The sequence below is a fragment of the Longimicrobiaceae bacterium genome (genome assembly GCA_036375715.1).
Lineage (GTDB): Bacteria > Gemmatimonadota > Gemmatimonadetes > Longimicrobiales > Longimicrobiaceae > DASVBS01.
The window spans coordinates 1-4,483 of the sequence record DASVBS010000048.1; the positions used below are offsets into that span (position 1 = coordinate 1).

General features: G+C 68.3%; 7 protein-coding genes. All 7 read left to right on the forward strand.

The features are described from left to right. Positions 1-207: hypothetical protein (locus VF167_09480; protein HEX6925652.1), on the forward strand; the 207-nt coding region annotated here is incomplete at its 5' end. Next, on the forward strand, positions 200-364 hold the full coding sequence (locus VF167_09485) for a hypothetical protein (protein HEX6925653.1): 165 nt from the start codon (positions 200-202) through the stop codon (positions 362-364). The genes VF167_09480 and VF167_09485, both read left to right, overlap by 8 nt. Next, positions 357-1,103, forward strand: coding sequence for a hypothetical protein (locus tag VF167_09490; protein ID HEX6925654.1), 747 nt, complete (start codon positions 357-359; stop codon positions 1,101-1,103). The genes VF167_09485 and VF167_09490 overlap by 8 nt, the downstream gene beginning before the upstream one ends. A 135-nt stretch (positions 1,104-1,238) precedes the next feature. Further along, positions 1,239-1,700, forward strand: a complete 462-nt coding sequence (locus VF167_09495) for a hypothetical protein (GenBank protein HEX6925655.1) — start codon at positions 1,239-1,241, stop codon at positions 1,698-1,700. Continuing rightward, on the forward strand, positions 1,697-3,658 hold the full coding sequence (locus VF167_09500; GenBank protein ID HEX6925656.1) for a terminase gpA endonuclease subunit: 1,962 nt from the start codon (positions 1,697-1,699) through the stop codon (positions 3,656-3,658). Before VF167_09495 ends, VF167_09500 begins: the two co-directional genes overlap by 4 nt. A 2-nt stretch (positions 3,659-3,660) precedes the next feature. Continuing rightward, positions 3,661-3,915: a hypothetical protein gene (locus VF167_09505; GenBank protein ID HEX6925657.1), complete on the forward strand. Its 255-nt coding sequence runs from the start codon at positions 3,661-3,663 to the stop codon at positions 3,913-3,915. 9 nt (positions 3,916-3,924) lie between these two features. Further along, the gene (locus VF167_09510; protein HEX6925658.1) at positions 3,925-4,218 is read left to right on the forward strand and encodes a hypothetical protein; all 294 of its coding nucleotides are present in this window, start codon (positions 3,925-3,927) and stop codon (positions 4,216-4,218) included. Positions 4,219-4,483: the final 265 nt, after the last annotated feature.

Here is a 4,483-nt window from a genome sequence, read left to right on the forward strand (position 1 = left end):
GTCTGGGGGCTGATCGCGGCCGCCTGCGACTGGCGCTGGGGACTCTATGCCGCCGATGGCGTCACCATCACCCGGCACTCCCCGTGGTACCGCTCCCTCACGCTCTACCGCCAGCCCAGGGCGGGCGCATGGCCCGAGACACTGGACACCATCGTCCACGACCTCACCCGCTGGCGGGACGGTCACCAATCCCGGCGCCATGGCTGACGGACCCCGGACCACGGTGACCACGACCGCCGACTGGACCTGGCTCCTGCGTGTCCCCGTCCCGCAGGACGGCGACCCGATCCCGTTCGAGCTCTGGATGTTGTACCATGCCAACACGCTGCTACCCATGCGACAGCAGGAGGCACCCCATGGCTGACGGCATGTTCTCGATCACTGTCGACAAGGACGCCGTCGAACGCGCCCTCAAGGACTTCCCCAGACAAACCCCCTTTGCGCTGGCGCTCGGCATCACCAACACCCTCAAGGACGCCCAACGCGCAGTGCAGAAGCAGCTCGACGACGTCTTCACCCTCCGCGGCACCCAACGCTTCTTCTACCGCGCCGTCAAGCTCACGCTGGCCACCAAGTCCAACCCCAACGGCAACATTCGCATTGAAGGACCCGAGACCATCACGGGTCCCGATGCCCGCATCGCCGCCGCCATTCTCCGGCACGAAGAGGGGGGTGCCAAGACCTCCCGGGCGGTCTACCGAGGGTCCACCCGCAACATCGTCGGGGGTTTCTTCCTGCCCGCGAAAGGACTGCGCACCAGCAGTGCCGGCGTCCCACGCGCACTCTACCCCAAGAACATCGGCGCCCAACTCCGACGCGACGCCACCGGCAAGAAGTTCCTTGCCAGCAACCAGAAGGGCCGCAAGCGTCGACGGGGACAGGCCGGACGCGAGCGCTCCTACTTCGTCACCGCTCGCGGCATCTACGAGCGCCGCCACTTCGGCGCCACGTCCGCCATCCGGCTCATCTGGGCCTTCGAGCCACGGATCCGACTCCGGCCCCGGCTGGGCTTCTACCGCACCGTGCAGCGCGTGATCGATGTCCACCTCCAACCCAACATGACCCGCGCGATTGATCACGCGATCAAAACCGCTTTCCCATGACGACACCAACCACGCAACCTCGAGCCACTCTTGCATTTCGCGGGTCCTCCCCGGGGACCGTGGTGCGCGGTCCCGCCAACTCCCCTCATTCGCTAGTCGCAGCGTCACAACGCTGTGGTTTACTTGGAGTTACGTATGGCGCGGAAGGGTGATGCCGAGCGGGTGTCCGCGCGGGAGGCGGCGAAGCGGTTGGGGATGACCGACCAGGCGGTGGGACAGTGGGCGAATCAGGCGCCAGCGGACACCTACGTTCTGGCGAACGGTCGCCGGTGGTTGCTGTGGCCACAGTTTCCGGTGTGGTATCGGCAGCGGCTGCAGCAGCACGCGAAGCCCGCGAACTTCGACGAGGCGAAGGCGCGGAAGATGGCGGCGGAAGCGGAGTTGGCCGAGATCGAACTGGCGAAGGCGCGCGGTGACGCGCTGGCGTTGTCTGACCTTGAAGCGGTGGTCGCGCGGGATTACACGAAGGTGCGGGAGCGGTTGCAGGCGCTGCCCGGCCGGTTGGCGCCGCTGGTGGTCGGGGTCAAGTCGGTGGGTGAGGCCACGAAGCTCATCGTGCCGGTCGTGCGGGAAGTGATGCAGGAGTTGAGTCGGTGAGTGCGGCCGTGGCGGTTCCGGTGCCGGGGTTCACATCGCACCCGTCGGCCGTTGCCGCGGCCGAAGCCCGCACGCGGGAACTGCGTCGCCAGTTACTACGTCCGCCCCCGGATCTCTCCGTCAGTGCATGGGCGGACCAGTACCGGGAGATCGCGCGCGGCACGTCACCCGAGCCGGGGCGCTGGCACACGGATCGGGCACCCTACCTCCGCGGGATGATGGATGCGTTCAGCGATCCCGACGTCGAGAACGTGGTGGGGATGTGCGCGTCGCAGGTGGCGAAGACCGAAGTGCTCATCAACGTGCTCGGCTACTTCATCCACCAGGACCCGTCACCGATCCTGTTCATCCGGGAGACGATCGGGGAGGCGGAGAAGTTCAGCAAGACGCGGCTGGCCAAGACCATCCACGCCACGCCGGTATTGCGGGAAGCGGTGCGCGATCCCAAGTCGCGGGACTCCGGCAACACCATTCTGGTGAAGGAGTTCCCCGGCGGGGATATGACGCTCGTGGGCGCCAACGCCCCGGGCGGACTCGCAGGACAGCCGCGGCGGGTCGTGCTGGGTGACGAGCTCGATCGGTGGAAGACGTCGGCGGGCACGGAGGGCGACCCGTGGGACCTGGGCTATCAGCGCACCGCGAACTTCTGGAACCGGAAGACGGGGCGGTTCTCGTCGCCCGGCACGCGCAGCGTGGAACTGGAGGACGGCCGGTTGGTCTCGCCCATTGAGCGCGCGTTTCTCGAGGGCGACCAGCGGTACTACGTCGTGCCTTGCCCGTTCTGCGGCCACCGCCAACGGCTGGTGTGGTCGCAACTGCGGTGGGAGGACGGCAAGCCGGAGACGGCCGCGTACGCGTGTGAGGGCTGCGGGGTGCTGATCGGCGAAGAGCACAAGCTGCCGATGCTGCGCGCTGGGGAGTGGCGGGCCACGGCCCCGTTTCGCGGGACCGCGTCGTTCCATCTCAACGGGCTCTACTCGCCGTGGGCGCGGTGGGCGGATCTGGTGCGCAAGTGGCTCAAGGCCCAGGGAAACAAGGAGCGGCTGCAGGTCTTCGCGAATACGGTGCTGGCCGAGAGTTGGGACGAGCGCATCGGGGCGACGGACCCGGCCCACCTGCAGGGGCGTGCGGTGGAATACGCGGCTGAGGTGCCGGCGGGCGTTGTCCTGCTCACTGCCGGCGTCGATGTCCAGATCGACCGGCTGGAGATGGTCGTTCGTGGGTGGGGAGCGGGCCTGCGGTCGTGGGGCATCCGGCGCGAGATCTTCCTTGGCGACCCGAAGATCCCGCCGGGGCAGGACGGCTCGCCATGGACCGCGCTCGAGGAGGCACGGAAGCGGCTGCGACCACGGGAGCACGGACCTCCATTGGCGGTGCATGTCCTGTGTATCGACATGGGATACGCGCCCGACGAAGTCGCCGCCTATTGTCGGCCGCGGTGGCGGCAGCGGGTCTATGCGGTTCGGGGCTCGTCCGACCACACCGCGCCGACGGTGAGCCGCCGGCCGTCGCGGAACAACAAGCAGCGACTGCCGATGTTCTGGGTGGGGACGAACACGGTGAAGGACACGATCGCGAAGCGACTCCTGCTCACGGGCGATGGCCCCTTCGTGATGCAGTGGAATCTGAGAGCGGAGGCCGGCTTCGACGCCGATTATTTTCAGCAACTTACGGGTGAGCGGCGGGTGCCGCACAAGGTGGGTGGACGGGTCCACTGGCGCTGGGATGAGATCCGTGGCCAGCGACACGACGCGCTCGACTGCGAAGTGTACGCGCTGGCCGCGTTCCATCTGGCGAACGTCTCGCCCGAGAAGCTGGAGGCCATGGCGGCCGAACTCGCGGAGCAGGACACGCCTGCCGAGCCGACACCGGAGGAGGCAACGATAGCGGTCGCTGCGGTGCCGCCACCCAGGAAGCTCCCCCGTCCCCGCCGGCGGGGCTGGGCGTTCCGGAGTTGACGATGGAGCGGCGGGCGCAGATCCGGGTCGCGCTCAACGCGCTCCGCGTCCTGCTCGATTTGCCCCCGCATCTCCGGATCACTGGCGTGTACCAGACGCGAGACGACGCGAGCGCCGAGCGGTTCACGATCGCGGTCTCGGGTCCGTGGTGTCCCGTGGCCACCTTCGGCCAGCCGTTGCCGGTGCTCACCCCGGTCTATGTCGATGGCACGACCCACGCCCCCCGACTCGTGAGTATCGACGGGTTGGATACCTGAGCCTGAGCCATGGTGTATCTGCCAGCCCTCCGTGACGCGACCAACGACGCGGCCCTCCGCGGCGCCCCGCTCGCGGTCTATACGTGGCTCGTGACGAACCATCTCGACACGCAGGAACCGAGATCGGTGAAGATCTCCGGGCTTTCGCTCACGCTCAAGATGAAGCGCCACACGGTGAGCCGATCGCTCCGCACGCTCTGTCTGCGCGGGTATCTGGAGCGGCGCTACGTGGCGCAGCAGGGGTACGTCTACCGCGCCTACGCGGTCCGGCGCGCGAGCCTCGAGGACCGGCGCGCGAGCTGAGTATCCCGGGAATCCGCGCCACTGGTGTCCCGCAGGGGCCATAGTCGGGCCGTCTGCGGCGGTCCGCCCGCTACTGCATCGTTAGCCGGGCTAAGCATTCTGCGGGTGCGCGATGGCACCCGTACTCCCGGCCGGGGTCCCCGGCACGCTCAGCGCGGGCGACACGCTGACCTTCACGTGGTCGCACGCCGACTACCCCCGCTCCGAGGGGTGGAGCCTGAGCGTCACCCTGGCCGGCGCGTCCACCCTCGCGACCGAGACCGGC

Bases quoted from the DNA above. Each gene is read 5' to 3' on its own strand.
- VF167_09490 (HEX6925654.1), top strand. From the start codon at position 357: ATGGCTGACGGCATGTTCTCGATCACTGTCGACAAGGACGCCGTCGAA.
- VF167_09510 (HEX6925658.1), top strand. From the start codon at position 3,925: ATGGTGTATCTGCCAGCCCTCCGTGACGCGACCAACGACGCGGCCCTC.
- VF167_09485 (HEX6925653.1), top strand. From the start codon at position 200: ATGGCTGACGGACCCCGGACCACGGTGACCACGACCGCCGACTGGACC.
- VF167_09505 (HEX6925657.1), top strand. From the start codon at position 3,661: ATGGAGCGGCGGGCGCAGATCCGGGTCGCGCTCAACGCGCTCCGCGTC.
- VF167_09495 (HEX6925655.1), top strand. From the start codon at position 1,239: ATGGCGCGGAAGGGTGATGCCGAGCGGGTGTCCGCGCGGGAGGCGGCG.